Annotated in this window: 21 protein-coding genes and 1 pseudogene; 5 read left to right on the top strand and 17 right to left on the bottom strand. The window is 40.0% G+C overall.

What is annotated here, in order from left to right; genetic code table 11:
* The 4 genes from ABCM67_RS00170 to ABCM67_RS00155 form a co-directional block, all read right to left on the bottom strand.
* Complete coding sequence (locus tag ABCM67_RS00170; RefSeq protein WP_147603590.1) at window positions 1-807, bottom strand: PP2C family serine/threonine-protein phosphatase; 807 nt, start codon at window positions 805-807, stop codon at window positions 1-3.
* Window positions 794-1,483, bottom strand: a complete 690-nt coding sequence (locus ABCM67_RS00165; protein ID WP_147603591.1) for a hypothetical protein — start codon at window positions 1,481-1,483, stop codon at window positions 794-796. Before ABCM67_RS00165 ends, ABCM67_RS00170 begins: the two co-directional genes overlap by 14 nt.
* A 42-nt stretch (window positions 1,484-1,525) precedes the next feature.
* Window positions 1,526-3,526 carry a hypothetical protein gene (locus ABCM67_RS00160; RefSeq protein WP_147603592.1) on the bottom strand — a complete coding sequence of 667 codons (2,001 nt, stop codon included), beginning with the start codon at window positions 3,524-3,526 and terminating at the stop codon, window positions 1,526-1,528.
* A gap of 531 nt (window positions 3,527-4,057) precedes the next feature.
* Window positions 4,058-5,233 (bottom strand): IS110 family transposase, encoded by a 1,176-nt coding sequence (locus ABCM67_RS00155; RefSeq protein ID WP_147603593.1) that lies wholly within the window; start codon window positions 5,231-5,233, stop codon window positions 4,058-4,060.
* Window positions 5,234-5,535: 302 nt separating this feature from the next.
* Between ABCM67_RS00155 and ABCM67_RS00150 the strand changes: the two genes are divergently transcribed.
* From ABCM67_RS00150 to ABCM67_RS00140, 3 genes and pseudogenes are all read left to right on the top strand, one after another.
* Window positions 5,536-5,826: a hypothetical protein gene (locus ABCM67_RS00150; protein WP_147603594.1), complete on the top strand. Its 291-nt coding sequence runs from the start codon at window positions 5,536-5,538 to the stop codon at window positions 5,824-5,826.
* Between the two features lie 192 nt (window positions 5,827-6,018).
* Window positions 6,019-6,234, top strand: coding sequence for a hypothetical protein (locus ABCM67_RS00145; protein ID WP_147603595.1), 216 nt, complete (start codon window positions 6,019-6,021; stop codon window positions 6,232-6,234).
* 191 nt (window positions 6,235-6,425) lie between these two features.
* A pseudogene (locus ABCM67_RS00140) lies at window positions 6,426-7,666 on the top strand (IS256 family transposase).
* Window positions 7,667-7,828: 162 nt separating this feature from the next.
* On the opposite strand, the gene ABCM67_RS00135 reads toward ABCM67_RS00140, so the two are convergent.
* From ABCM67_RS00135 to ABCM67_RS00075, 13 genes are all read right to left on the bottom strand, one after another.
* Complete coding sequence (locus ABCM67_RS00135) at window positions 7,829-9,367, bottom strand: hypothetical protein (RefSeq protein WP_342992410.1); 1,539 nt, start codon at window positions 9,365-9,367, stop codon at window positions 7,829-7,831.
* 698 nt (window positions 9,368-10,065) lie between these two features.
* Window positions 10,066-10,266, bottom strand: a complete 201-nt coding sequence (locus ABCM67_RS00130; RefSeq protein ID WP_342992409.1) for a hypothetical protein — start codon at window positions 10,264-10,266, stop codon at window positions 10,066-10,068.
* Window positions 10,267-10,512: 246 nt separating this feature from the next.
* Window positions 10,513-10,668 carry a hypothetical protein gene (locus ABCM67_RS00125; protein ID WP_342992408.1) on the bottom strand — a complete coding sequence of 52 codons (156 nt, stop codon included), beginning with the start codon at window positions 10,666-10,668 and terminating at the stop codon, window positions 10,513-10,515.
* Window positions 10,665-11,738: a radical SAM protein gene (locus tag ABCM67_RS00120; RefSeq protein ID WP_147603597.1), complete on the bottom strand. Its 1,074-nt coding sequence runs from the start codon at window positions 11,736-11,738 to the stop codon at window positions 10,665-10,667. The genes ABCM67_RS00125 and ABCM67_RS00120 overlap by 4 nt, the downstream gene beginning before the upstream one ends.
* Before the next feature lie 208 nt (window positions 11,739-11,946).
* Entirely contained in the window at window positions 11,947-13,869 is a 1,923-nt protein-coding gene (locus ABCM67_RS00115) for a zinc ribbon domain-containing protein (protein ID WP_147603598.1), read from the bottom strand.
* Window positions 13,870-14,141: 272 nt separating this feature from the next.
* A complete protein-coding gene (locus ABCM67_RS00110) occupies window positions 14,142-14,570 on the bottom strand; it encodes a hypothetical protein (protein WP_342992407.1) in 429 nt (142 codons plus the stop codon).
* 78 nt (window positions 14,571-14,648) lie between these two features.
* Complete coding sequence (locus ABCM67_RS00105; RefSeq protein WP_147603599.1) at window positions 14,649-15,143, bottom strand: hypothetical protein; 495 nt, start codon at window positions 15,141-15,143, stop codon at window positions 14,649-14,651.
* A gap of 629 nt (window positions 15,144-15,772) precedes the next feature.
* Complete coding sequence (locus tag ABCM67_RS00100; protein WP_147603600.1) at window positions 15,773-16,081, bottom strand: carboxylesterase family protein; 309 nt, start codon at window positions 16,079-16,081, stop codon at window positions 15,773-15,775.
* Between the two features lie 32 nt (window positions 16,082-16,113).
* On the bottom strand, window positions 16,114-16,575 hold the full coding sequence (locus ABCM67_RS00095; protein ID WP_147603601.1) for an 8-oxo-dGTP diphosphatase: 462 nt from the start codon (window positions 16,573-16,575) through the stop codon (window positions 16,114-16,116).
* Window positions 16,576-16,597: 22 nt separating this feature from the next.
* Window positions 16,598-17,524 carry an AEC family transporter gene (locus ABCM67_RS00090; RefSeq protein ID WP_022427259.1) on the bottom strand — a complete coding sequence of 309 codons (927 nt, stop codon included), beginning with the start codon at window positions 17,522-17,524 and terminating at the stop codon, window positions 16,598-16,600.
* A gap of 39 nt (window positions 17,525-17,563) precedes the next feature.
* Entirely contained in the window at window positions 17,564-19,012 is a 1,449-nt protein-coding gene (locus ABCM67_RS00085) for a DNA/RNA helicase domain-containing protein (RefSeq protein WP_147603602.1), read from the bottom strand.
* Between the two features lie 21 nt (window positions 19,013-19,033).
* The gene (locus ABCM67_RS00080; RefSeq protein ID WP_147603603.1) at window positions 19,034-19,735 is read right to left on the bottom strand and encodes a DNA alkylation repair protein; all 702 of its coding nucleotides are present in this window, start codon (window positions 19,733-19,735) and stop codon (window positions 19,034-19,036) included.
* Window positions 19,732-21,048: a Na+/H+ antiporter NhaC family protein gene (locus ABCM67_RS00075; protein ID WP_330383251.1), complete on the bottom strand. Its 1,317-nt coding sequence runs from the start codon at window positions 21,046-21,048 to the stop codon at window positions 19,732-19,734. The genes ABCM67_RS00080 and ABCM67_RS00075 overlap by 4 nt, the downstream gene beginning before the upstream one ends.
* A gap of 314 nt (window positions 21,049-21,362) precedes the next feature.
* On the opposite strand from ABCM67_RS00075, the gene ABCM67_RS00070 reads away from it, so the two are divergent.
* Both ABCM67_RS00070 and ABCM67_RS00065 read left to right on the top strand, forming a co-directional pair.
* On the top strand, window positions 21,363-22,946 hold the full coding sequence (locus ABCM67_RS00070; RefSeq protein ID WP_044962188.1) for a glucose-6-phosphate isomerase: 1,584 nt from the start codon (window positions 21,363-21,365) through the stop codon (window positions 22,944-22,946).
* A gap of 87 nt (window positions 22,947-23,033) precedes the next feature.
* Window positions 23,034-23,864, top strand: a complete 831-nt coding sequence (locus ABCM67_RS00065) for a Cof-type HAD-IIB family hydrolase (protein ID WP_022427254.1) — start codon at window positions 23,034-23,036, stop codon at window positions 23,862-23,864.
* Window positions 23,865-23,955 lie beyond the last annotated feature (91 nt).

The following is a 23,955-nucleotide window of genomic DNA, read 5'->3' as shown; positions in this document are numbered from 1 at the left end:
TTAATATATTTTAATTTGTATCACTGAAAGGTCATCCTGTGAGCCAGAGGAACTGGCAGAATAAAGTAATGGCACAGTTGCAAAAAGTTCTGTGTTTTTTTGTATAACCGCCCGAATAGCATAGTTACTGCATACGGAAGAAATCCCATCGGTCATCAAAAAAATCATATCATCCTGTTTTAGTGTAATCCATGTGGTTTCTAATGGATGAAACTCATAGCCATATGCATCCATTCCAATGAAAGCTGTTAATTTGTTAAGATCTGACTTGTACCGTGGGTCATCTTTGGAATACAGTCCATTTTTAACTGATAACGCCGCTTTAGACTGATCTTCTGTCATCTGGAAAAGGATTTTATCCCGGTATAAATATCCCCTGGAATCACCGGACCAGAAAAATTGTGCCGATTCTTTTTCACGATCCAACACGCAGACTGCTGCTGTTGTGCCAAGAATCATATGAGGACTCCGGATAATCCTGTTATTGGCTGTTTGAAAAGCATCCGAAATCATGCAGGATACTTGTTCCGGAGAAAGCTTGTCATTTAGTTTCATATGTACGTTATAGAATTCTTCTGCTGCATACAGGGAAGCATATTCCCCATAAGGACCGCCGCCCATCCCATCAAATACTGCAAACAGGCTGTACCGGCAACGGTTGGTGGCTGTAAAGGAAAAAGAATCCCTGTCTGTGTCGCATTCCTTTTTATAATGGGAGCCCACGAGGAAATTGTCTTCATTATTTTCATGGTTAGTTCCTCTGCATGTTTCACCAGCAGCAGAAAAAGAAAGTTTATAATCTGGCATATAAGATAAATGATCCTCCTACTATAAATATATATTTATCATCATAAATAAAACGGTATGTTTTAGAGTTTTCCAGTAATAATTCATTTTCAAGAGAGATCAGAACGTTATCGTCATTAATCAAGAAAAAATTATTTAGAGCATCTTCAGAAACATCTAACTGGTAGAGTTCTTTCGATTCATTGTAACTGAAGGTAAGAAAATCATATGGAACGTTATCCAATTTTATTTCATTCGCCAGACCACTTCCATTGATTCTGATAGTCTCACCTTGCATATAATAAAAATCCCAGTTATCTTTATGGGCAGATAAAAACATAAATATTACAGGAAAAATTTTTTCCGGATTTGTAGGATCTTTTCGCATAAATGAAAACACATTAGGTAAATTTCTTTCCATGGAAATGGGAAAAGTTTCCTCAAAAATACTATGATTATTGAATTGGGTTGGAAGTTTGTTCAAATACTCTGTATAATATAGGTTTTGATAGAGATAAGTGATTCTTCCTTGGCTTATTTGCATATCCATGTTTTGTAGTGCAGAATATGGACGGAAAGATATGTTTGTTTCATATTCCAGGTCTTTCTTTTCAAGGATATACGATTCTCCCTCTTTGAAATAGTCAGACTCATTATAATAAGCAAAATCTCCATCAAAAATGCAAAGATAACTCATAAACTAGTTTCTCCTTTTAAAAAATATGATATTTTTCTAAAATTATATTAAATATTTTCTGAAATCGTTATCTTTTAAATAAAAAGATGTTTTCCTTACCAAAAAATCAAACATTACATTTTCCGGATACAGAGAAAGTAACTCCTTAGAATAACGGAATGACATTGGGCGTACAATCTGTAGTTTCTTTAAACAAATGGTTTTTTCAGCAGGTTCAAGGGGTTTCTTAGTTTTGCGTCGTTGATTTTTTATCACATACCTGAAATTCACTTTGATTACAAATAGATTTTGACATGCATTTGATTCAGGATTTGATCTGGATTTTCTAACTGCTTTGTCTGTACTGGTAAGTGCCCTTTTTAATTTTTCTTTATTTGCTACTGTCAGAGGTTTAAAATGAAGAATATCAAAACTTTTGGTTGGATATATAACAGCAGCTATAGAAATAGACTTGATCCAGCCATATCTCAGCAAAGATTTCATAGCGGTAATAGTATCGGTGAAATCAATATTATATTCCTTATCATATTTAGAAGGATAATTTGAAAAACGTTGAAAAGCAGATATTGCTTCAGAAAAATCCTGCTTTGTAATTCCATAACAATCACTGTAAACACTTGTAAATTGGTCAATAAGATCTCGGGATGACACTTCGCAGATGTATTCAGTAGTATTATCAGATGCTGTCATAATAATATTTTCAATAAAATTTCTTGCATACAAAGGGGGTTCCTGTGCCAGATTAAGAAGGTTATTGATTCCTGCTTTACTGCAATTTAATATGAGCCCCATGGTAATAATGTCATTTCGGCTGAAAATACGTTCCATATGTTTGCGGATTGGTTCAGGGACTGTTTCCGGTTTTTTGGGATTTTTTTTCTGCTTTTTTGGTCTTTTTACAATTCCAAATGCGGCATATAATAAATTACTTAGACTGGATGGCCACTTGTCAACTTCATTGCTTATTGTGATATTTTCTTTTCCTTTTGGAGCCGTGTTTGTTCCGTTAGTTTTTGTGAAAAATCGCAGAGTACTGTTTGTCAAAGCACGAATAGAATTCTGGGAGACATCAATTTGGTTGTTTTTGCAAATATGGTATTTATCAGTAAATAGTATTGCAAGATTTCCATTTAATATATTATAAGGGGAAATAAAATGTGGAACATATTTTTTAAAATATTCAATAAAATTGGACTGCTCGAAATTCAAGTTATTGAGTTCATAAAGCAGACTTGTGGTTGATACATCTTCGTTATTTTCTTCTAAACCTTCTTCTGTTTGTGCAGTTATTAACAAATGATAGTCTAATTTATCAATGAGCTCCTGGGCTGTTGCGAAGGAATAACATTTGTGCTCAAGCATGAATATGTAAACCATATCCTGCAAAGAATTCTGTAAGGCGGCACTGGATGAGGTCCCTTTCAAATACAGCTTATGCATACCAGCACATTCCAAAAGTTTATTTGTTTCTTCAAGTGTACATTTTGCCCAGAAAGCTAGTTTTATAACCTTGACTCTATCATATGGAACGGATCCACCACGCCACTGGTCAATTACATTGCGGGTAAATTTTCCTCCACCATAACATTTGGAAGCCATATCCCCGATGGCCTGTCTTTTAAGAGTAAAATTTTCCAGTGTTTTATTTCGAAAATATCTTTCATAAATGGTTCGATCTTCATCTTTAGAAATCGAATCTTCTCCGAATTCGTAGTTTACAAATATTTCTCTTTTGCGAAGGTCAGTAATTGAAAAAATATCAGAGATAATTCCTTTTTTGATTGTTTTTCCGGGAACTTGAAGATTATCATCGATTAAATGATCTACAGCTTTTGCCCATCTTTGAGATTTATCCCAGCAACTGCCTAAAATTTCTTTCTGATAATCCTCAGGATGCGTACATTCATTACGGCTGATGAGCGCATTCTGGATCGTACTATTTGATTCTTTTGTAACATCTGGTTTTTGAACTGATATTGCTTTTTCTATAAAAAGAGCTTTACAGTATTTGTAATCACATTTATATAATTCTTTCGTATTCATATATGATGTTCTCCTCTAATAATCACTTGTTATACATAAGAATTGCGACGGACAATTACTGCCATTGAAACGTTAAGGAACTTCCCTATATTCGTTTGGTGTGGTGTTTGTTGCTCCATAAAGAAGCAACAATTAGAAAGTCGTCACGAGTGCTGTAGAATCCCTTCGTATCCATAAAGCTGTCCTTACTTAAACTTCACATATTGACTATAAGAAATTATACCAGAAAAGCCCCTTTTTGCAAATGTCAGTATGTTACGAAACCAAGAATTTACAAAGCTGTTTAAATAGATTAATAAAGGTAATCGAGGAGGATTAGACATGGTAAAGAAAGTTTTAGAATTGCTACTGGCAGAATACGAGACTAACTATTAAAAGTCAAGCCTTAAAATGATTTTTTTTGAATAAAGTACAGAAATGCATTTTAAGATATATTTGGAACTCAGTTAGAGTTCCTTAAACCTTGAAAACTGCATGACAAAAAGAGCATCGTGATAGGTGCTCAAAAAAGGAGTATTGAATTAGAAAGATTTAAGCTGCTTTTATGTATTGCTGCTTTGTTTTTTCAAGATGATAAATCACTCGAACCAATTTTTTTACAGCGTGTGATATGGCAACATTGTAATGCTTCCCTTCCGCTCGTTTTTTAGCAAGATAGGCTGCAAATGTTGGATCCCAGTGGCAGACATATTTTGTGGCATTATACAGAGCGTATCGCAGGTATCTGGAGCCACGTTTTTCCATATGTGCGTAGGCACCATCCAGTTGTCCGGATTGATATGTTGATGACGAAAAGCCGGCATAAGCTAAGATCTTATCAGGAGAATCAAAACGATTGAAATCACCGATCTCAGCAATAATCATAGCTCCCATGCGATAGTTGATTCCGGGAATGCTAAGAATTGGAGAGTTGATTTCATCCATGATGATTTTAATCTCATTTTCGATTTCATCAATCTCTGAATCAAGTTCCTGAATAAGTTTGATGGTGTGCTTCAATTCAAGAGATTTGGCTGGCATATTTGAGCCGATAGAAGCTCTTGCAGCATCTCTGAAAGTAATAGCAGTATCTTTACCATATCGACCTTTGGAAGATTCGGAAAGAAGATTTGTAAGTCTGGTAAGGTGTGCAGTGGCTACATGTTTAGCACCGGGAAATTCATAAAGCAATGCATAAACAGATGCCATATGAAGTGTTGGTACAAGTTTTTCTAATTCAGGGAATAAGATACAGACCAGTCTTGAAACGGAAGTTTTCAGCTTGGCACGTTCTTTTACTTTATCAAAACGATAACGAGTTAATGACTTTAACTCTTCGTTGTGGTAAGATGTGTCTGAGTAGGACTTTAAATTCACATCAGACATGAGCATGGAAGCAATCGTGCGGGCATCTACTTTATCCGTTTTCGTCTGTCTAAGGCTTAGACTTTTTCTGTACAGATTTGTATGTAACGGATTGATAACATAGGTGGGCAGACCTTTGTCAATGAGATATCCAAGGAGATTGTAACTATAGTGTCCAGTGGCTTCCAGTCCTACTTTTACTTTTGTCACATCATCCATAACGGATTCCATCTTTTGATAAAGATCATTAAAACCATCTAAGTTGTTGGCGATGGTAAATGCTTTAAACAACACTTCGCTATCAGAGTTGGTGATAAAGCAATCATGCTTATCCTTAGCAACATCAATTCCTATGTAAATCATAATAAATCTCCTTTGAAATGTATTAATGCTGTTTTAGAACCACAGGGTGCTCCTTGCGATTGTAACCTCGTTCTAAATAAACCGTCATGCGGTATCTAACTGATTAACAAATGAACAAAGAGACTGTGGTTGGAGCCTTCCTAAAACCATCAGGTGGTAGGAGAAATAAACCAATCCACAGCATCTTATATATCATAGCCGAACCTACAGAAGAGGTAAAGAATGGACTATGACCTAATAGTTGTAAAGACCTTGGAGAGGGTCTATAAAAACTACTATATAATACGAGGAGATCAAAAGAAATGACTTTAGACAAAAGACTAATTGGGAAAAAGGCAGTTATATATTATGATCGGCATATTATTTCATGTATTGACAGTAGCTCTAGTGACTTAAATACTGTTGAGGGAGTTGTAGAAGACCTATGTGAAGATATGGTTGTTATATCTTACATAACCAAACAACAAGTCCGTTCTGTTCAGAAAGGTATTTTCTCAGACAAAGTATCCTATGTAGAAAAAAATGCAAAGAAAACTTCATTCATAAACCTTCGCTATATCGTAAAAATAGATCTTATCGATCTCGTAAATTAACTGCTGCTTTCCAGCAGGAAGCTTGTTGATCCATCTTCTTTCGCAATGAACTGACATCGCTATTATGGTTAAAATGATCTATTATATAGGCAGAAACAAAAAGGAGGAAAATCAGAAAAGATATTTACAACCTGTAATTGCTAACTAACACAACCGGATACATCCGGGAGAAAAAACAAGGAGGACGTAATTATGTCAAAAAAATTAGAAACCAGTTCAGATGACTGGTACAAATTTAATGAGAAGGCCGACAAGATTCAGAGAAAACATTCTGATGCCCGTACCAGCGATGAAAAAGAGAAATGGGAAAGAAAAGCAGAAGAACTGGTTGATTTCATGCGTTCCAAATACGGTGATGACGAAATTGTAGAAAGCATTATTAATACCTACTACCTGGAAAGGCTATAATCTAACTTAAGCATTACAAAATGAGCATTTATTCTTAAATTTAAAAGCGTTTTTACAGGCACCTCTGTTCTGGAGGTGCCTTTTTCCCGTATCATAACAGTTATTTTTGAGAGTATGAAACTTTTTCTGTAAAATAGTGTTTAAAAGGTTCTTCTATGATAAAATAAATATCATTAGGAGGGCCTTTTATTATGGCAAGACAAAAGAAATCTGTACATCGAGTACAAATGACAGAAGGAAAAAGAAACATTATCCACCAGCTTCTTGAAGAGTATGATATTCAGTCCGCAGAAGATATCCAGGACGCCTTGAAAGATCTTTTAGGCGGCACCATTAAGGAGATGATGGAAGCAGAAATGGATAATCATCTCGGCTATGAAAAATCAGAACGTTCTGATAATGATGACTATAGAAATGGCTATAAACGCAAACAGGTCAATAGCCGTTATGGTTCTATGGAAATCGAAGTGCTGCAGGATCGTAAATCAACTTTTGAGCCACAGGTAGTGAAAAAACGCCAGAAAGACATTTCTGATATTGATCAAAAGATTATTTCTATATATGCAAAAGGTATGACTACACGACAGATCTCAGAAACTATCGAAGATATTTATGGATTTGAAACATCTGAAAGTTTCATTTCTGATGTTACAGACAAGATTCTCCCACAGATTGAGGACTGGCAGAACCGGCCATTAGATGAGGTATATCCGATCCTGTATATTGATGCGATCCATTATTCTGTGCGGGATAATGGAGTGATCCGTAAGCTTGCAGCTTACGTCATTCTGGGTATCAACACCGAAGGAAAGAAAGAAGTCCGGACTATTAATGTTGGAGATAATGAAAGTGCCAAATACTGGCTTTCTGTTATGAATGAGCTGAAGAACCGCGGTGTAAAAGATGTATTGATTATCTGTGCTGATGGCCTGACAGGAATCAAAGAAGCTATTGCTGCCGCCTTTCCCAAAACAGAGTATCAGCGTTGTGTCGTGCACCAGGTAAGGAACACTTTGAAATATGTCCCTGATAAGGACCGAAAAGCTTTCGCAACAGACCTGAAGACCATCTATCAGGCTGAGATGAAAAGAAAGCAATGTCTGCTCTGGATCGGGTAACAGAAAAATGGACTCCCAAATATCCGAATTCCATGAAACGCTGGAAAGATAACTGGGATGCGATCTCCCCGATCTTCAAATTTTCAGCCACCGTCAGAAAGGTCATTTATACGACCAATGCGATCGAATCGCTGAATTCAACCTACCGTAAGCTGAACCGCCAGAGAAGCGTATTTCCAAGTGACAACGCACTTCTGAAAGCCCTGTATCTGGCCACATTTGAGGCAGCAAAAAAGTGGACGACAACCATCCGGAATTGGGCACAAGTTTACGGGGAACTGAGTATTATGTACGAGGGACGATTACCAGAATAATCCGTTTTGAGACATGTTAAGACGGGCGGAATATCCGCCTGCTCTTGACATGCAGATTTGCAACTGTTATATATAAAACAAGGGCGAAAAGCTCTATGAAAGAACTTTTCGCCCTTTATTATCATAGAAGAATCTTATTTACAGACTTTTTCTCACAGTCTCTTATTTTACTTTTATCTTTTTCGCTGCGCTTGTACCACATTTCACAATTTTCTTTCCATTTTTTCCATATGGCATAACTTTATAATAATACGTCTTACCTTTTTTCACTTTGCTGTCCACGTATTTTAGCGTCCTACCAGAAGTGATTGTTTTTACTCTGCTGTATTTTCCTTTTGCACTAGCAGCGCGGTATACATAATATCCTGCTGCCCCAGTTGTTTTTTTCCAGCTTACGGTTACTTTTTTCGATTTTATTTTCAGGGAAACGGCTGTAGTTAATTTTCCAGAAATGCCCTTCTTATTATAGCTGCTGAATATTTTTTTACCATTTACAGTTTGGTATGCTTTTACGGTGTAAGTATAAGTATTACCCGCTTTTACATTTTTGTCCGTGTAAAAAGTACCAAAGACAAATTTTACGGATTTCCATTTTCCCCCATTTATTTTCCGGTATACCTGGTATCCATTCGCCTTTGAAATTTTTCCCCAGCTGATTTTTAAAAAGTTATGCCCAGCTGATACTTTTCCCAGCTTCGGGGCTGATACTTTTATGTTTACTTTGCTGGAATCATAAACTGTTTTATCATATGTTCCATCACCATTGGTATCCTGTTTGACAGTTGTTTTGCTTGAATTCTGCTCTATCTGAGATGGTTTGCCTCCAAGATCCACTTTTACTTTTGTGGTAGTAGAACCATCTTCTTTCTGAAACTGTACCTCTGCCTGGCTTGCACCTTTTACATCAACCTTATTTCCATTTTCTTTCTGTATATTCACAGTTCCCGTATTCGCTATTCCGCTCACAATTGCCGATGTCGAAGCCGCACTTTCGGAATACTGTGTCAGCGTTACAGAAAAACTTTTGCCTGAGGAAAGGCCGGTAACGTCAGCTTTCACATTTTGATTATTCAGATTCATGGATACTGAACTGTTTACAGGAATATCAGCTGAAACAGTCTTATTATTCCCAGCGACTTCAATAGAGTTATCATAGGCATTGTTCTGGACACTAATTTCCCCTTCCGTATCAATCCAGTATACATTCGCATCAGAATCTGAGGTTCCATTGTATGTCTGCAGAGGGATAATGTCTCCTGTTACAGATTCTTTTAAAGACTGGCTTCCATTAGATGTTCTAACTGAGGCATTCTTATTTTCTACAGAAATCAGATATTTATACATATCAATATTTATGCTATCTAAAATGGAAGTCACATCCTTTGTGAAATCTTTTCCGGATGTCGTATAAGTGATCTGATTATTCGGTTTTCCCGTTCCCCAATCTACAAATCCTTCCGCACGCTGGTCATATTTCCAAGAAGTAACCTGCCCGTTTTGTTTGTACAGGTAGAATTCCTTTAAATCAGAAGAAAAATTACCATCGTAAACCAGAATTTCCGTTTCACTGTCAGTATCTTTTGCAATTCCCATTGCTAACAGGCAGTGCCCGATATTTATTTCACCTGCGTAATCTCCACGTATTCTGATTTCTACATAATCTCCATTTCCAGAAACAGAATTTTTCACAGCATTATACAATCCATTAAGATCTCCGTTATGCTTTCTGGCTTCTTTCTGTACAGATGACTTATTCTGGTATGCATGGGCATATTTTATATAATCTGCTGCTGATTTCCAGGTAACGGAGGATGTTGTTTTTGGATTTGTAATATCACTTAGGTTTGTAACCCGGAACGACGATACCGGTACACAGCCATATCCGGATATTGCATTTACTGAGGTTGCCATTCCGGAACAGAAACCGCCAGATCCGCTATCTGCCAGAAGCAGAATTGCAGCGTGTGCCGGATTAAAAAATTTTGTATAATAACCGAGATTTAAAGTTCCTGTCAGATCAGAAACCTGCCTCTGCTTAAATCCCCATACCTGTTCCGGTTTTAAAGCATATTTAGGCTGTTCCTCCTTTGTGTAATCACCCCATTCACAAATAAACGCCCTGTCATTTCCTACGGTTGATCCTCCAAAATCCCCATCATTCCAGGTTCCTTCTGGATATTTATAATAGAACATAGCATAGTCTTCTTTAGAGTTCTCAGAATTAGGTTCCCCAGGATCCCAGTTTGTGTAATCTAATTTTTCACCATTTACCCATTTCCAGGTTCCTTCTGTTTCTTCATCCGTATATCCAAAATATGCACTGTCATATCCCTGATCTGTCATATATTCAAACACAGCATCATTTTCTTCCTGGCTTGTAATTGTGGCAAGATACCCGCCTAATGATTCACAGTACGCTTTTGCTTCTTCCCATCCAGAATGTAAATTAAACACAGCATAATAATGTCCATTATAATATAAGGCATCCGAAGGAATATTGTTTCCATTACTGCCTGATAAGCTTTCTCCACTCTCCCATCCGTCATCAGATACTTCTGGTTCTGATCCATCTGAGAATTCCGGTTCTCCAGTATCTTCAATATTAACTTCCGCTTCTTTAAGTTCTTCTGTTCCCTCAAACTTCAGTTCTGAGCTGTCTTCCGGCTCTGCCTCATCCTGCTCCTCTATTTCTGGAACCTCCGTTTCAGAAGTATTTTCAATCTCTTCCTGGCTGAAAAACTCTTCTGCCTGAACTGGCAGAGGCTGACAAACCAAAGCAGCCGACATTAATAATGCTACTATTTTTCTTCTCACAACTTATCTCTCCATAAGTAGTACTTCAATAATTAATAATCGTTCCAATCATCATTCCAGTCGTCATTCCAATCATCATTCCAATCATCATTCCAGTCACAATCATTGTAAGAATCCTCTGACCGGTCATGGCTGTGGCCGTGTGGGTCTTCCAATATTTCTGCAATGATCTTCATTCCGTTACTCATATAACCTTCCTCCTGTCTTTTATTGTATTTGCAATATGTGTATACAAAATTTGATTTGCCAGGCAAAAATAATTTATACCATTATCCCGGTCTGTCCGTGGGCATCCATACCCGCAGATATTCTTTACAGGACACTTATAGCAATAATTCTTAACCTGCTTCTGTATCATATTAGACAAATCCTGATGTTTACTGCATGATACCATGTCTGAAATACTCTGTTCCGAAATATTACCTAAACAATTTTCTTTCCGCAAATTATACGGATCACAGAAAAAAGCATCCCCTGAAGGCAAAAATGTCAGATAATATCCACAACGTTCCCTTTGATGATGGCTGCAGCATCTGTGTTTTCCTGTCAATATTGCTGTAATAGCCTCATTAAATTCTCTGATATTAATCCTTGCTTCACCGTCAAAATACAAGTCGAAAAGATCAGATAGGTAATAACCAAGTTTTTCTGAATCTACAGAACATTCATCATCTGGGTTATAACAGTAACATACCCCACAGTTTTTAATGTTGTTGTTCACCAGAAAAGCATAAAAACTTTCAGCTCCAGCCTCAATATGCCTATTTGTAATAACACTTAATATTCCAAATGGCACTTTTTGTTTTTTCAGTTTATTTAATATAGCAATCGTTTTTTGGAACGACAGGCTTTCATCCTGGGAAAAATGTGCATTTACGCCAATTGGCCCATCCAAGCTTATCCCAATACCAATATGGGATTCTTTAAAAAAACTAATCCAGGCATCATCAATCAGTGATGCATTTGTCTGAATGCTGTTAGCAAATTTGACACCTGTTTTATCCGAAAGTTCTTTCTCATATTCATAGATTTCGTAAAAGCGCTCAATTCCCCATAACAGTGGTTCTCCCCCATGGAAAAGTACTTTTACTTTTGGGTTCGTTTCCGCATTAATTTCCGCTGATTCCCTTAATATCTTTTTTACTGTGTCAACATTAATAATTCCGGTATTTTGTTTATGGTTCGCGTACCGGCAGAAAGCGCAGTCAAAATTGCACATCTCTGTTACTTTAATTATTGGCGATATTATGCAAGCCATTACTCACCTCATTATTTTATCACAAGTTTTTTAGTTTTATTGTCAATGTCTCACATTGTATATAGAATTATAACACATTAAGATTTTTCTGACTACTTTTATACAAAAAAAGTCAAGTTTATACCAATTTTTTCTGATTATTAAAAAAACAGCCTACCCTGTCAGATTACAGAATAGGCTGCCATTTCAGGTACAAACAATGGTGGCTTCATTCCTCTGTCGCTGTATCCATTGACAAGTCGGTTTCTGTTCCAGAGAGGTAATTAATCCCGCTGAACAGCGGTGTTCCAGAATAATCCATGAACCTGTGTTTAACAATGCTTCCTTCCTCGTTATAGTCATATCCGCATCCAGTCAGCATAGTATTATTGTCAAAGCCTCCGAGCCATCCGGTGTAATCTTCCACGGTATAGGTGTAAACAACATTTCCTTTTGAATCGTATAAGGTCTGCTGGACATCTGAGGTTGTCTCCTCCTCTACTGCCATAATGTCTTTGTACACATCCACTCCACGTATCTGTATCGGTTCCCCGATTTCTGACAAATCTTCAATATTTATAAGCCCAATATAATCCTTTCCATCTCCCCCTTTTAACGATATAACGATACTATCCTGAAAAATCTTATTGTTGTATCCATCCTCATCAATATTGTCCAGATATTTTCCCTGATAGTTCTTGAATTCCTTACTGTCCATATTGCAGACCCAGAGTGACAAATGATCGTATCCATTTTCATCCGTTGTTTCCACCTGCAAAAGGATGTATTTTTCAGAAATATCATTTACTCTTACCCATACATCTGAGCCCCATAATTCTCTTGGTAACTCAATCGGAACAGATTCTCCGTTTTTGTCGTACAAATCGAGGTAATCGTTCATACCATTTTCCGTCAAAATACCGTTGTAAAGCCATTTGTCACATACTTTTATGTATTCCGTATCAACCCCCATATCTGCCTGTACCCAGCTGTCTCCATCGGCGAAGTAATATCTGCGGACTTCTTCGCCATCATCGCCATAATATTGATATAAGAAAGTACCTTTCCCCAGGTATGTCACTGTTACTTCCGTTCCACAATTGAATGTATCTGCGGCTGTACCATCCGGCCTGTACATCGTGTATTCAAATCCAACTCCGTCAAAGCCGGATGTACTCGCTTCCATGCATGTGTATCCGCTTCCATATGCTATCCATTCTCCATCATCCCCGTCATACTTACTGGTAATTTTTCCATCCTTATCCATAACATACATAGTATTGCCGTATTCATAATGGATATAGCCATTTTCGAAATCTGTCGGTGGTTCACAAAAAGTATCTTCGTATTTTGAAGAAAAACAAAATTTCATATCCGCATTCTTATCCATATATCCGTAATATTCACGCTCATCTGCATAAAACTGAATACATGCCAGGTCCTCACTGTAACCTTTTGCTAGTCTTGTGAAACTACTGCCGTCTTCACTTTCATAGGAGCCATTACAATAGAGCGTGTTTTTTACGACCGCTTCTGAACCGCTGGAGGTCTGGATGGTCATTTTCAGTGCCTCACAATCTGCGTCTGGTGACAGGAATATGTAAATGTCCCCTTCCCTTCCTGCCCCAATTATACTGGATGTTGAATAATCATCCGTACCTCCATAACACTCTACCATCGGCTCTGTTGTCTGCTGTTTTTTACCATTGCCGTTGATGAATTCAATAGTATAGGCATAATTCTGGAGATTCACATCATAATCTGAATAGTTCTGTACCGTACCTTCAAAGCCTGCAAGTACTTTGTCATCCGAACTACTCTCCCAGAATCCATATTCATCATTTGAAAAAGCCTTCGTAAAATTGAAATACAAGCCATCAAGTTCAAACGTTTCATTCAATTTATATTCGTTTTTCACTTCCTGGGTCGCAGTTTCATCATAGCTGTTTCCGTCTCCTCCGGCAGCCTCCCAGTCCATACCGCCAGTAAAAACATTTTTCACTACAATCCCGGCAATAACAGTTGCTACCAGGATCCCTATTGTGGCAAAAAACCTGCCTTTTTTCCGCCGCTTCTTTTTCAATGTTGCTCCACATCCAGCACAATATGCCGCGTCTTCCTTGTTTTCTTTCCCACATTCTTTGCAAACCATAACTTTTCCCTCTCTTTCGTATCTGTTATGTGTACAATTTTACTTTCTGAGAAGCAGCCCGTCCAGCTATGGTTTCGTAATGAACTGACATCCATCTCTTACCAGTCATGATTGAACATTTTCCATTACTCTGCGATATAAGTTTTTTGTGAACTTACCCACCGCCTGCGCTAACGCTTAGAAGCAGGGGTATTCTCCGGAATTATGATAAAAGCTCTATGTTTTTCACTCTGTTATTATGTCAACATCCAAACAATATTCCCTTATATACTTCAAAGGAAACGGATATACTGTGTATTGCTTATTCCGTACAAACGGCATTGCCAGCGTTGGCAGCAACTCCAGAAAAAAAGCTCAGATCCTAGTCTTGCACTTACTTTCCTTACAGGCGTTGCCCTTAAAAACTTCCCATCTGTGCCATAACTGTTGCTTCCGACAATATAATATAGTCCATCTTTTTCCATCCATGTCCGGATATCTACAATGTCCGGGATTACAGCTTCTATATTCTCTCTGCTCCTGGAGATACTTTTCTTTGGCAGTACTGTTTCCATCTGACGGTAAATTTCCTCCAGATCCGGAACAGTAAAAAGAACAGTATCCTGGATTATATTGTAATCATTTCCCCTTTTTATCACAGCTTTGTAAGATTTATCCATCTGCAGGTACTGTACTGCCGGTTCTGCCGCATTTTTTGTCACGAAAAACTACAAGGTGCCTTCCGGATTTATAGATACAGACCCATATACTTCCTCGTTTCCTTTCCCGATGGTCTTCATTCAGAATTCTAACGGAACTCGGATTCCCAATTTCTTCCAATCAAACAGAGAAAGCTGTTTTTTCTGGATGTCGCTTTTGATGATAACGTCATAGATACATTTGGTTACAGCAGAAAGCAGTGCCTTCGCATCCCGGCAGCCCTGTATGGTTTCGACAGTGATATGCTGGAGCGGCACTTTTGCGCTTACAGTATGCGCATCCTCCATATGCCTGTAAAAATCCTTCTTATGAATCATGCATAGGTTGAAGGCACCTTCCAGCAGGCTGTCTGAACAGATAACAGGTAGGTGGCAGACTTCTTTCGCCCGTTTTTTCGGTTTCGATTTCGGTTCTTTTTCAATTATATTTTTAATCTGATCAGAAATCCCTGTATAAGCGGATACTGCCTGCTCAAATTCATAGCCATATCCGCTTCGGTCTCCATTCTTATCTGTGATATGATAAGAATCTTCATACCATCCCACCCGGACGGTCTTGTGCTCGGTTTCTTCCATTTCTGTAACTTAATTTTGGGAATCTTCTGTATTCGCCCAAACAGGCGTTATTGTAAAAAAGCAAAAAAAGCTTAATATAAAACATATTTGCTTATAGAATTTTCTTTTCTTCCCGTTCATAAATAAAATTCCTCTCAATCTTTTGTACATTTTGCAAGCACTGATATGACTGGCATCATTCTTGCCCCGGCTCTGTCACATAATTTTGGCTATAAAATTTTTATTATATTATATCCCCGAATATAGCGTCAACCAAAGAAATACTTATTTATTAATCAAAAAAAGAGATATTGACTTATTACTCAATATCCCTTTCAATTCCAAGATTTTGTATTGCGTTCTAGATTTCTTTTGCGGAATTCTGTATAAATTTCTTTTCCAAAATCAGTATTTAAGAAGAAATTCCACCATCTGCGTATTTGCACGTTTACTTTCCTCCATTTCAGGAAAAGTTGTACTAAAAGCATGCGGAAATTTTTTGTCCACCTCATAATCTTCAAGATGACAGATCACACCGGCTTTTTTTATCGCTTTTGCATACTGTCTGCTGTAATTTCGAAGAGTATCTCCATAAGCTGTGACCAGAAATGACGGTGGCAGGTTTCGGATAATTTCTTTGTTTTCCGGATTTATATATGGATAAAACGAACTCTTTTTCCAGTGTTTCCCGTAAATATAGGAGGGAAGAAAAATCCCTCTTCTTTTTTTCCAAGGAGAAAACCGCCTCCGTGCAGGTTAAACATGACTGGAAGTTTTCCTTCATAATTTCGGGGACGGTAAATATCCATGAAATGACAGGGCTTTCCATCTCCCATATAGTCAATGTCACAAATGAGTTCCACATCTTCCGGAAACGGATATTCCGCTTCATGTTTTTTCAGAAAATTATCAAGAAGTTTTTTTTTTGCGGTTTGCTGTGCAATCATTTTATTAAACATGATTTCCCCTCCAGCTATGAAACAATCTACTATTAATACAAATGAATTTTCTTCTCTACAAGTCTGTCACCTTCATACTGCAATTTTACAGAAAAAAAGCGTTTTTCTCCTGAAAGGAGCAGATCAAGAAATACCTGATCTCCCTCCCATGCCGGAAGATTCGGCACCATGGCTTTGTCAACCCAGCAAAGTTCTCCCTCATCACATTCAATCAGTTCTCCTGTATATTCATCGGCCGTGAACACACACATAAGTTCTGATTCGCATTCACTGTTTATAAATGTCACCAGGCCACGGAACTTATAGGAGGTAAGTGTCAGCCCTGTTTCCTCTTTCACCTCACGAACAAGGCATTCTTCCGGAGTTTCCTGACTTTCCACATGCCCGCCAACGCCGATCCATTTGCCCTCATTCATATCATCCTGTTTTTTTACTCTGTGAAGCATCAGGAATTTATCATCGTTTTCTATATAACATAATGCCGTTGTCGTCATTTGATCCCTTCTTTCAGTTCCATCATCCTGCCACTGCCAGTGTGATATAAACCAGGATTGAGACCACACAATACAGAGAATTTGTTGTGGATGCATAGGCACTGCTCTCTTTCTTTCTCAGAAAAGTCTGCATACTGAATGTAGCAGGCGAGGACATATATGTAATAACCGCCAGGTTCAGAAGCCTGGAACCTCCTACCAAATATTTTACTGCCATGAGAACTCCCGCAATCATCACTGCCTGCAAAAGGACTCTCAGCAATATGGTTTTGAGGCAGGGGCTGATAAGTTCCGGCGCAAGTTCCATACTGTACCCAACTACAATAAGAATAATCGGCGTAATGGCCGTTGTCAGAATATTCTCCACACTGAGATAACAATTGCCAAAAGGACTGTCCAGAAGCCGGGTGATCATTCGTGTCAGTCCCACAATAATTCCAAGAACCGTTCCTATAAAAGCAGGGGTTCGCAATGCACTGTAAAACAGGCTTTTTGCATTGATCTTTTCCCCGTTTTCCGTCTGTCCTAGCATTCCCATATACACACTGAATCCAAAAAGAAGTCCCGCAATATCCAGCACTGCAATCTGTGAAAGATTTTCGCTGCCACAAAGACTTGTATACAACGGGTAAGCCATCATTCCACCTTCATAGATACAGATCAGAAACGGAAGATATTTCTTATATGGCTCGTCCATAAATCTTTTCATCCAGAATCCTGCCCCAAATGAAATCAAGAGCATCACAAACATGATCAGAACCAGAATTCCGATCTTTCCACTGTACTCTGCTGTTGCCAGTGCATGAAAAATTGCCACAGGAAGCATAATATTTGTTACCAGTGTTTTCATGTTATTGACACCACTCTGATCTAAAAGTTTCCATTTTCTGCACAGGATTCCAAGAATGATCATCGCCAGTACAGGCAAAACAATCTCCAAAACTTCCATCTCTCTGTCTTCCTCTCCATTGTCTTTAATCTTTTGTTTTTATCTGTTTCTGTGCATCTGCAAAATCTCCATCATCACTTCATATACCGCCATATTCTCTCTCACCACCAGAGCCAGGCTCTCTTTCGCCTGATTCAAAAGATGAAAAAGTTTTCGTACACTGGAATATTTTTCCGCGGAGCACCTGGATCTTAAATATCCTTTTTCGTCGTAATAATACTGTTCATCCAGCAATACAACGATCTTCTCCGCATCTCTCACTGCCTGGATACCAAGCTGTCCAGAACCCTCTGGCATCCGCTGCTGATACCCCTGTCCCGCAAAATCATTCAGAAAATTTTCTACCTCGCGGTCATTATTGGCATACACCACTGCAATATGCGGATACCATCTGGGGCTTCTTTTTTCCGGCAGGTGCATCATGTTCTGGATAAAAGAGGAAAGTTCCGCATTGGTACGGATCCGGTTTGTCAGATGGAATTTCTGGATCTCCGGCAGATTTCCCAGGCTTTCCACAATGCTACGATCCATCTCTTCCGGTGAGATCACATCCTCGGAATCACTGGAAAAGATCACCGGCCTGTGCTCACTCCATGTAAGCAGAACCGATAATTTTTCCAGGGACAGAAGATGTGCTTCATCTACCAGAATGCTGCTGTAACAGCCAAGATCCGTCGTTCCGTCCAGCTGAGTATCTGCCAGAAAATCTATCCGCCGCAGACGTTCATGAAGAATCTTCCATTCTTTTCCCGCCTCTCCACAGTGAATGATACAGACTCTCTGGCGCACGGACAACTTCATCGCAATATCATAAAGCAACAATGTTTTTCCGGTTCCTGGAAGTCCGCTGAACCAGAAATATCCTCCTCTTTCTCCACGTATTCTCTTCAGAATCTGCCGTTCAATATCTCTCTGCTGGGAAGTAAGGAAATACTCTTTTTTGAGAAAACGCTCCGGTTCTGTCAGTGGAGAGATCAGATAAAGCTCTGCCTGAAACAGATCCTCGATATCTCCCTCATAGTCCGGGCTTTCTTTCCCCAATGCAATACATAGCTGTTTCCAGTCCCCCTCCACAATGTGATCATGATTGGTCAGTCTCACCAGATGATCTTCACTGCTGATATAGGTATACGACAGGATCGGTTTTCCAAAAACAGACAGATAATACCGGTTCTGGATCAGCTGTCTCCGGATAGCCTCGTCCGACACAATGCCGCTTTTCAGTTCAATATTCACGATCTGGTCATCTTTGATCTGAAGAAGATCGAACTCCTTTCCAAGCTTCGGGATCTGAAACGAATAGAAAAAGCGCAGCTTATACACTTCCTCCATATGCAGTTCCAGTTGCTTCACCAGTGCTTTCATACTTTCCAGTTCCCACTCTTTGATCCTGAGAAAAAAATCTCTGCCGGAAAGCTGGCGTTCCAGCTTCTGGACACATTCCATATTCTGATTTCTTGTAAGTGCATAGATCGATATTGCCTTCATATTCCAACCCTTACCTGCTGTTTATTTCTTTATCCGCAGTGTCCTGAGATGATCCTTCTGCTCTTGTGTGATCCGGTAGCTTTCAATGGATTTCTGGATCGTCTTGTTATGAGTCCAGATATCCATTCTCTGCTCTTCCAGGAATGGAAGGATCTTCTCATACTGTTTTGCCAGTGCTGTAGCAAAATACCAGGCTCGCATCATATTTACATAATATTCTTCCGAGCGAATCGCTGCCACTTTCGCCGGATATTCCGGTTTAAATCCTTCGTCCAGATAATGGCGCATCAGCATACTGATCCCGAACCGGATGATATACGGCTTATCCGACTCCATCCAGCGATAAATCTCCCGGATAAATATATCACGGTGTTTTTTCATCATATGGAGCGTCAGTAGATCACAGGTTGCCCAGTTATCAATATGCGGAAGAAAACACTCCAGTTCTCCCAGACATTTATCATAATCTCTGATCTGCTCGATCAACAGGCCATGGAGATTATTTTCCTCATAATACTGATGAGGAAGAACCTTCAGGAACATTTCGGATCTTTCTGTTTTTCCAAATTCTTTTGCAAATTTCCGGAGTATCGGTGTCCGGATACCGATGATCTTTTCTTTCTCCACAGTCGGAACCAGCCTTGCATGAAAATCCCGATATCCTGTATCCTGCATTTCAAACAGTCTTTTCCGGACATCCCGGATCATCTCTTCCTGATTCATTTATCATCCCCGCCTTTTATACCAAAGATCGCGATCAGAGAACTCACAAGCAGAAGCATGGGGTAAAACAGTTTCGGCATGATCTGAAAAGCAGAAAGCTCAAATCCCAGTTCCTTTGCCGCAGAAATGGCAACCAGCATCTGGGCTCCATATGGGATCACCCCCTGGAAAATACAGGAAAATGTGTCCAGGATAGAAGCTGTCTTTCTGGAAGTGATCTTATATTCCAGCGCCATTTCCTTTGCAATGGGGTTGGCCATAACAATGGCCACCGTATTATTGGCTGTTGCGATATCCATAGTTCCAACCAGAAGTCCCATACCAAGAAGTCCGCCTTTTTTCCCTTTAAAAACTCTCTGTATTCCGGAAAGCAGTGCTTCAAAGCCTCCATGCTCCCGGATCAGCGCACACATGGCTGCTACAAGGATAGCCACCATGCAGGTCTCGAACATTCCGGAAACACCGGATCCGATATTGGTCAGAAGCTCCACCGGTGTGATATGTCCTCCAAGAAGCATGATAAATGCGCCGGAGATAATTCCGATCAGAAGTACCACAAATACATTGATGCCGATGATCCCGCCGATCAGCACCAGAACATATGGAAAGATCTGTATAAGATGATAATCCTGTACCACTCTTCCCTGGATCTCTGTCTGAAAAGACAGGATAAGGATCAGGAGCAGTGTAACAACAGCTGCCGGAAATGCAATCCAGAAGTTTTCCCGGAATTTATCTTTCATCTGACAGCCCTGACCGTTGCAGGCTGCGATCGTGGTATCAGAAATAAAAGAAAGGTTGTCACCAAACATGGCTCCTCCCATCACCGATGCCACACAAAATGCCATATCAAAACCGGAAGCTTTGGAAACCGCTACCGCAATAGGGGTAAGAAGCGTGATCGTCCCAACGGAAGTTCCCATAGCCACAGATACGAAGCAGGCAACTACAAACAATACCGCAACAGAAAAACGTGCCGGTATCAGAGAAAGCATACAGTAGGCCACACTTTCTGCACTGCTGCGCCCCACAACACCCACAAAAGAGCCTGCGGTCAGAAAGATCAGAAGCATGGTGATGATATTTTTATCTCCTACTCCTTTTGCCATAAGCTCCAGCTTTCTGTCAAAGCTGATCGTTCTGTTCTGAACACATGCCACCAGGATCGCAGACAGAAAAGCCACAACGATCGGTACATTATAAAATCCCATAGGGATCTTCATCACATACTCAAACAAAATCCCCAGTCCCAGATACAGGACCAGAAAAACACCGATAGGCAGCAGTGCGATCACATTTCCTTTTTTCTTCATTTCCTCCATAAAACAATTCCCTTCATCACTTATTATTTTCCCGGCTTTTTTCTCCGGGTGATCTGTTTTCTATCATATCATATTTCCCCATTCCTGTCCTGCTGCTGACGGAAACTTCTTCATATTTCCGTCACGCTCCTGTTATCTCTGATATTTTTTACCTTATTTAACAAGATTTTCACCAATTAAATCGTTCCTTCCGTTGAAATCCAGAGCTTTTTTCAGTATAATTGGCTGTAGACAATTGTGAAAAAGATATCCGAAGGATTTATGGTGATATCTCTGATCACAGTCATTAAAGGAGGAATATGATTATGGCAACATGGAAAAATCTGGACACTCTTGCTTCTTACAGCAAACTTAACAGTCTGAAAGATCACGTGAACATTGCAGAAGCAATGTCCGGCGAGCAGGGTGCAGAACGTGTAAAGAAGTACAGCGTACCGATGGCAGCAGGTCTGGCTTACAATTACGCAGCTAAGGAAGTGGACGAGACCGTTCTTGACGCACTTTCCAAACTGGCTGATGAGGCAGAACTGATCGAAAAATTCCAGGAATTATATAACGGCGCAGTGATCAACACAGGCGAGAAACGTATGGTCCTTCATCATCTTGCACGTACACAGCTTGGCGAGCCTGTTGTTGTTGACGGTGTGGACAAGCGAGAATTCTATGTAGCTCAGCAGAAGAAAGCTGCAGATTTTGCAAACAAAGTACATGCAGGCGAGATCACAAATGAAGCCGGTGAGAAATTCACTACGGTTGTACAGATCGGTATCGGCGGAAGTGACCTGGGACCGCGTGCATTATATATCGCACTTGAGAACTGGGCAAAGGCAAACAACACCTTCAAGATGGAAGCAAAATTCATCAGCAACGTTGACCCGGATGATGCAGCTGCTGTTCTTGCATCTGTAGATCTTGCTCACTCTCTTTTCATCGTTGTATCCAAATCCGGTACAACACTTGAAACTCTGACAAATGAGGCATTCGTAAAAGACGCCCTTACAAAAGCGGGCCTGAACCCGTCCAGACATATGCTTGCTGTAACCAGTGAGACCTCTCCTCTTGCAAAGAGTGATGAGTACCTTACCGCTATTTTCATGGACGACTATATCGGCGGACGTTACTCTTCCGTTTCCGGCGTAGGCGGAGCGATCCTTTCCCTTGCATTCGGACCGGAAGTATTCGCAGACATCCTTGACGGAGCTGCCGAAGAGGATAAGCTTGCAACAAATAAGAACATTCTTGAGAACCCGGATATGCTGGATGCCCTGATCGGCGTTTATGAGAGAAATGTACAGGGATATCCTTCTACTGCAGTTTTACCATACTCACAGGCATTAAGCCGCTTCCCTGCTCATCTTCAGCAGTGTGATATGGAGTCTAACGGTAAATCTGTAAACCGCTTTGGTGAGCCGGTGGATTATGTGACCGGACCGGTGATCTTTGGTGAGCCAGGAACCAACGGACAGCACTCCTTCTACCAGCTTCTGCATCAGGGAACCAATATTGTTCCGCTTCAGTTCATCGGCTTTAAGAAGAGCCAGCTTGGTGTTGATGTTGATATCGAGAACAGCACAAGCCAGCAGAAACTCTGTGCAAACGTTGCAGCACAGATCGTTGCTTTTGCATGTGGAAAAGAAGATGAGAACCTGAACAAAAACTTCAAGGGCGGACGTCCTTCCAGTATCATTGTTGGTGAGGAACTTACACCGAAGTCTCTGGGTGCGCTTCTTGCACACTTTGAGAACAAGATCATGTTCCAGGGCTTTGTATGGAACCTGAACAGCTTTGACCAGGAGGGTGTACAGCTTGGTAAGGTTCTTGCAAAACGTGTTCTCGCTCATGATACAGACGGAGCACTGAAAGTTTACAGTGATCTTCTTGATATCTGATAAACAGATAGGTACCGTCCCGGAAAATGTTTTTTCGGGACGGTTTTTCTGTATATGTGACCTTAACCGGGAAAGGAAATCTTAAATATGCAGCAGATAAAAATGATCGGTCTTGATCTGGACGGAACTCTTCTGAATACAAAAAAAGAACTCACAGAAAATACCAGGCGCGTTCTCAGGGAAGCTATTGATGCAGGGATCCTTGTTCTGATGGCTACCGGCCGGCCATATACCGGCATTCCCGCGGAACTGAGAAATTTTCCGGGAATTCACTATGCTCTCACCTCCAACGGAGCCAGAGTCCTTGATACAGACCATAATAAACTTCTTATCGAGCAGCTTCTTCCCATGGAAAGTGCAAAAAAAGCTCTCCGTATCTTTGAAAAATATGATACTTTAAGTGAGATCTATTTTGACGGCCAGGGATATGCAGACGCTGCCAAGCTTGATAATGTAGGAAAATACCATCACGACCCTAATATGTGGAATTATGTCCGTACTACCCGTATCGCGGTTCCGGACATCCAGGATGTCATTACAAAAGAAAACAGAAGCATGGATAAAGTCCAGGCGCTTTTTGCAGACATGGAGGAACGTGCCTCCGCCTGGAAGGAATTAAGTGAACTTAAGGAGCTGGAGCTTGTAGGCTCCTTAAGCTACAATATTGAGATCAACGCCGCTGGTGTCAACAAAGGAACCGCTCTTGTTGCTCTTGGCGAAATGCTGGGAATCCCAAGGGAATCCATTATGGCATGCGGAGACGGTGACAACGATGTCCATCTTCTCCGGGAAGTCGGGTTTGGCGTAGCCATGGCCAATGCACAGCCCCAGGTAAAAGAAGCAGCCGATTATATTACTGCTTCCAATGACGAAGACGGTGTAGCACGCGCCATTGAAAAGTTTGCGCTGCACCGATGAGATATTCTATTATGTATGCCAAAAAGGAACCGACAGTTTTTACGCTGTCGGTTCCTTTTTTAGAATGGGATTGAATAGCGGTACATTCACA

Origin of the sequence: Blautia sp. 2227st1_G12_2227SCRN_220401 (genome assembly GCF_039062885.1) — a bacterium.
GTDB classification, from domain to species: Bacteria; Bacillota; Clostridia; order Lachnospirales; family Lachnospiraceae; genus Blautia_A; species Blautia_A fusiformis.
Note: the sequence above shows the minus strand (reverse complement) of the source record. Positions and strands in the feature narration are given on the sequence as shown.

Coding starts and splice junctions, on each gene's coding strand:
- ABCM67_RS00105 (WP_147603599.1), bottom strand. CDS start 15,143: ATGGAAGAAACCGAGCACAAGACCGTCCGGGTGGGATGGTATGAAGAT.
- ABCM67_RS00090 (WP_022427259.1), bottom strand. CDS start 17,524: ATGGAAGTTTTGGAGATTGTTTTGCCTGTACTGGCGATGATCATTCTT.
- ABCM67_RS00075 (WP_330383251.1), bottom strand. CDS start 21,048: ATGAAGAAAAAAGGAAATGTGATCGCACTGCTGCCTATCGGTGTTTTT.
- ABCM67_RS00150 (WP_147603594.1), top strand. CDS start 5,536: ATGACTTTAGACAAAAGACTAATTGGGAAAAAGGCAGTTATATATTAT.
- ABCM67_RS00100 (WP_147603600.1), bottom strand. CDS start 16,081: ATGTTTAATAAAATGATTGCACAGCAAACCGCAAAAAAAAAACTTCTT.
- ABCM67_RS00115 (WP_147603598.1), bottom strand. CDS start 13,869: ATGGTTTGCAAAGAATGTGGGAAAGAAAACAAGGAAGACGCGGCATAT.
- ABCM67_RS00145 (WP_147603595.1), top strand. CDS start 6,019: ATGTCAAAAAAATTAGAAACCAGTTCAGATGACTGGTACAAATTTAAT.
- ABCM67_RS00080 (WP_147603603.1), bottom strand. CDS start 19,735: ATGAATCAGGAAGAGATGATCCGGGATGTCCGGAAAAGACTGTTTGAA.
- ABCM67_RS00160 (WP_147603592.1), bottom strand. CDS start 3,526: ATGAATACGAAAGAATTATATAAATGTGATTACAAATACTGTAAAGCT.
- ABCM67_RS00095 (WP_147603601.1), bottom strand. CDS start 16,575: ATGACGACAACGGCATTATGTTATATAGAAAACGATGATAAATTCCTG.
- ABCM67_RS00065 (WP_022427254.1), top strand. CDS start 23,034: ATGCAGCAGATAAAAATGATCGGTCTTGATCTGGACGGAACTCTTCTG.
- ABCM67_RS00085 (WP_147603602.1), bottom strand. CDS start 19,012: ATGAAGGCAATATCGATCTATGCACTTACAAGAAATCAGAATATGGAA.
- ABCM67_RS00120 (WP_147603597.1), bottom strand. CDS start 11,738: ATGGCTTGCATAATATCGCCAATAATTAAAGTAACAGAGATGTGCAAT.
- ABCM67_RS00165 (WP_147603591.1), bottom strand. CDS start 1,483: ATGAGTTATCTTTGCATTTTTGATGGAGATTTTGCTTATTATAATGAG.
- ABCM67_RS00170 (WP_147603590.1), bottom strand. CDS start 807: ATGCCAGATTATAAACTTTCTTTTTCTGCTGCTGGTGAAACATGCAGA.
- ABCM67_RS00125 (WP_342992408.1), bottom strand. CDS start 10,668: ATGAGTAACGGAATGAAGATCATTGCAGAAATATTGGAAGACCCACAC.
- ABCM67_RS00155 (WP_147603593.1), bottom strand. CDS start 5,233: ATGATTTACATAGGAATTGATGTTGCTAAGGATAAGCATGATTGCTTT.
- ABCM67_RS00070 (WP_044962188.1), top strand. CDS start 21,363: ATGGCAACATGGAAAAATCTGGACACTCTTGCTTCTTACAGCAAACTT.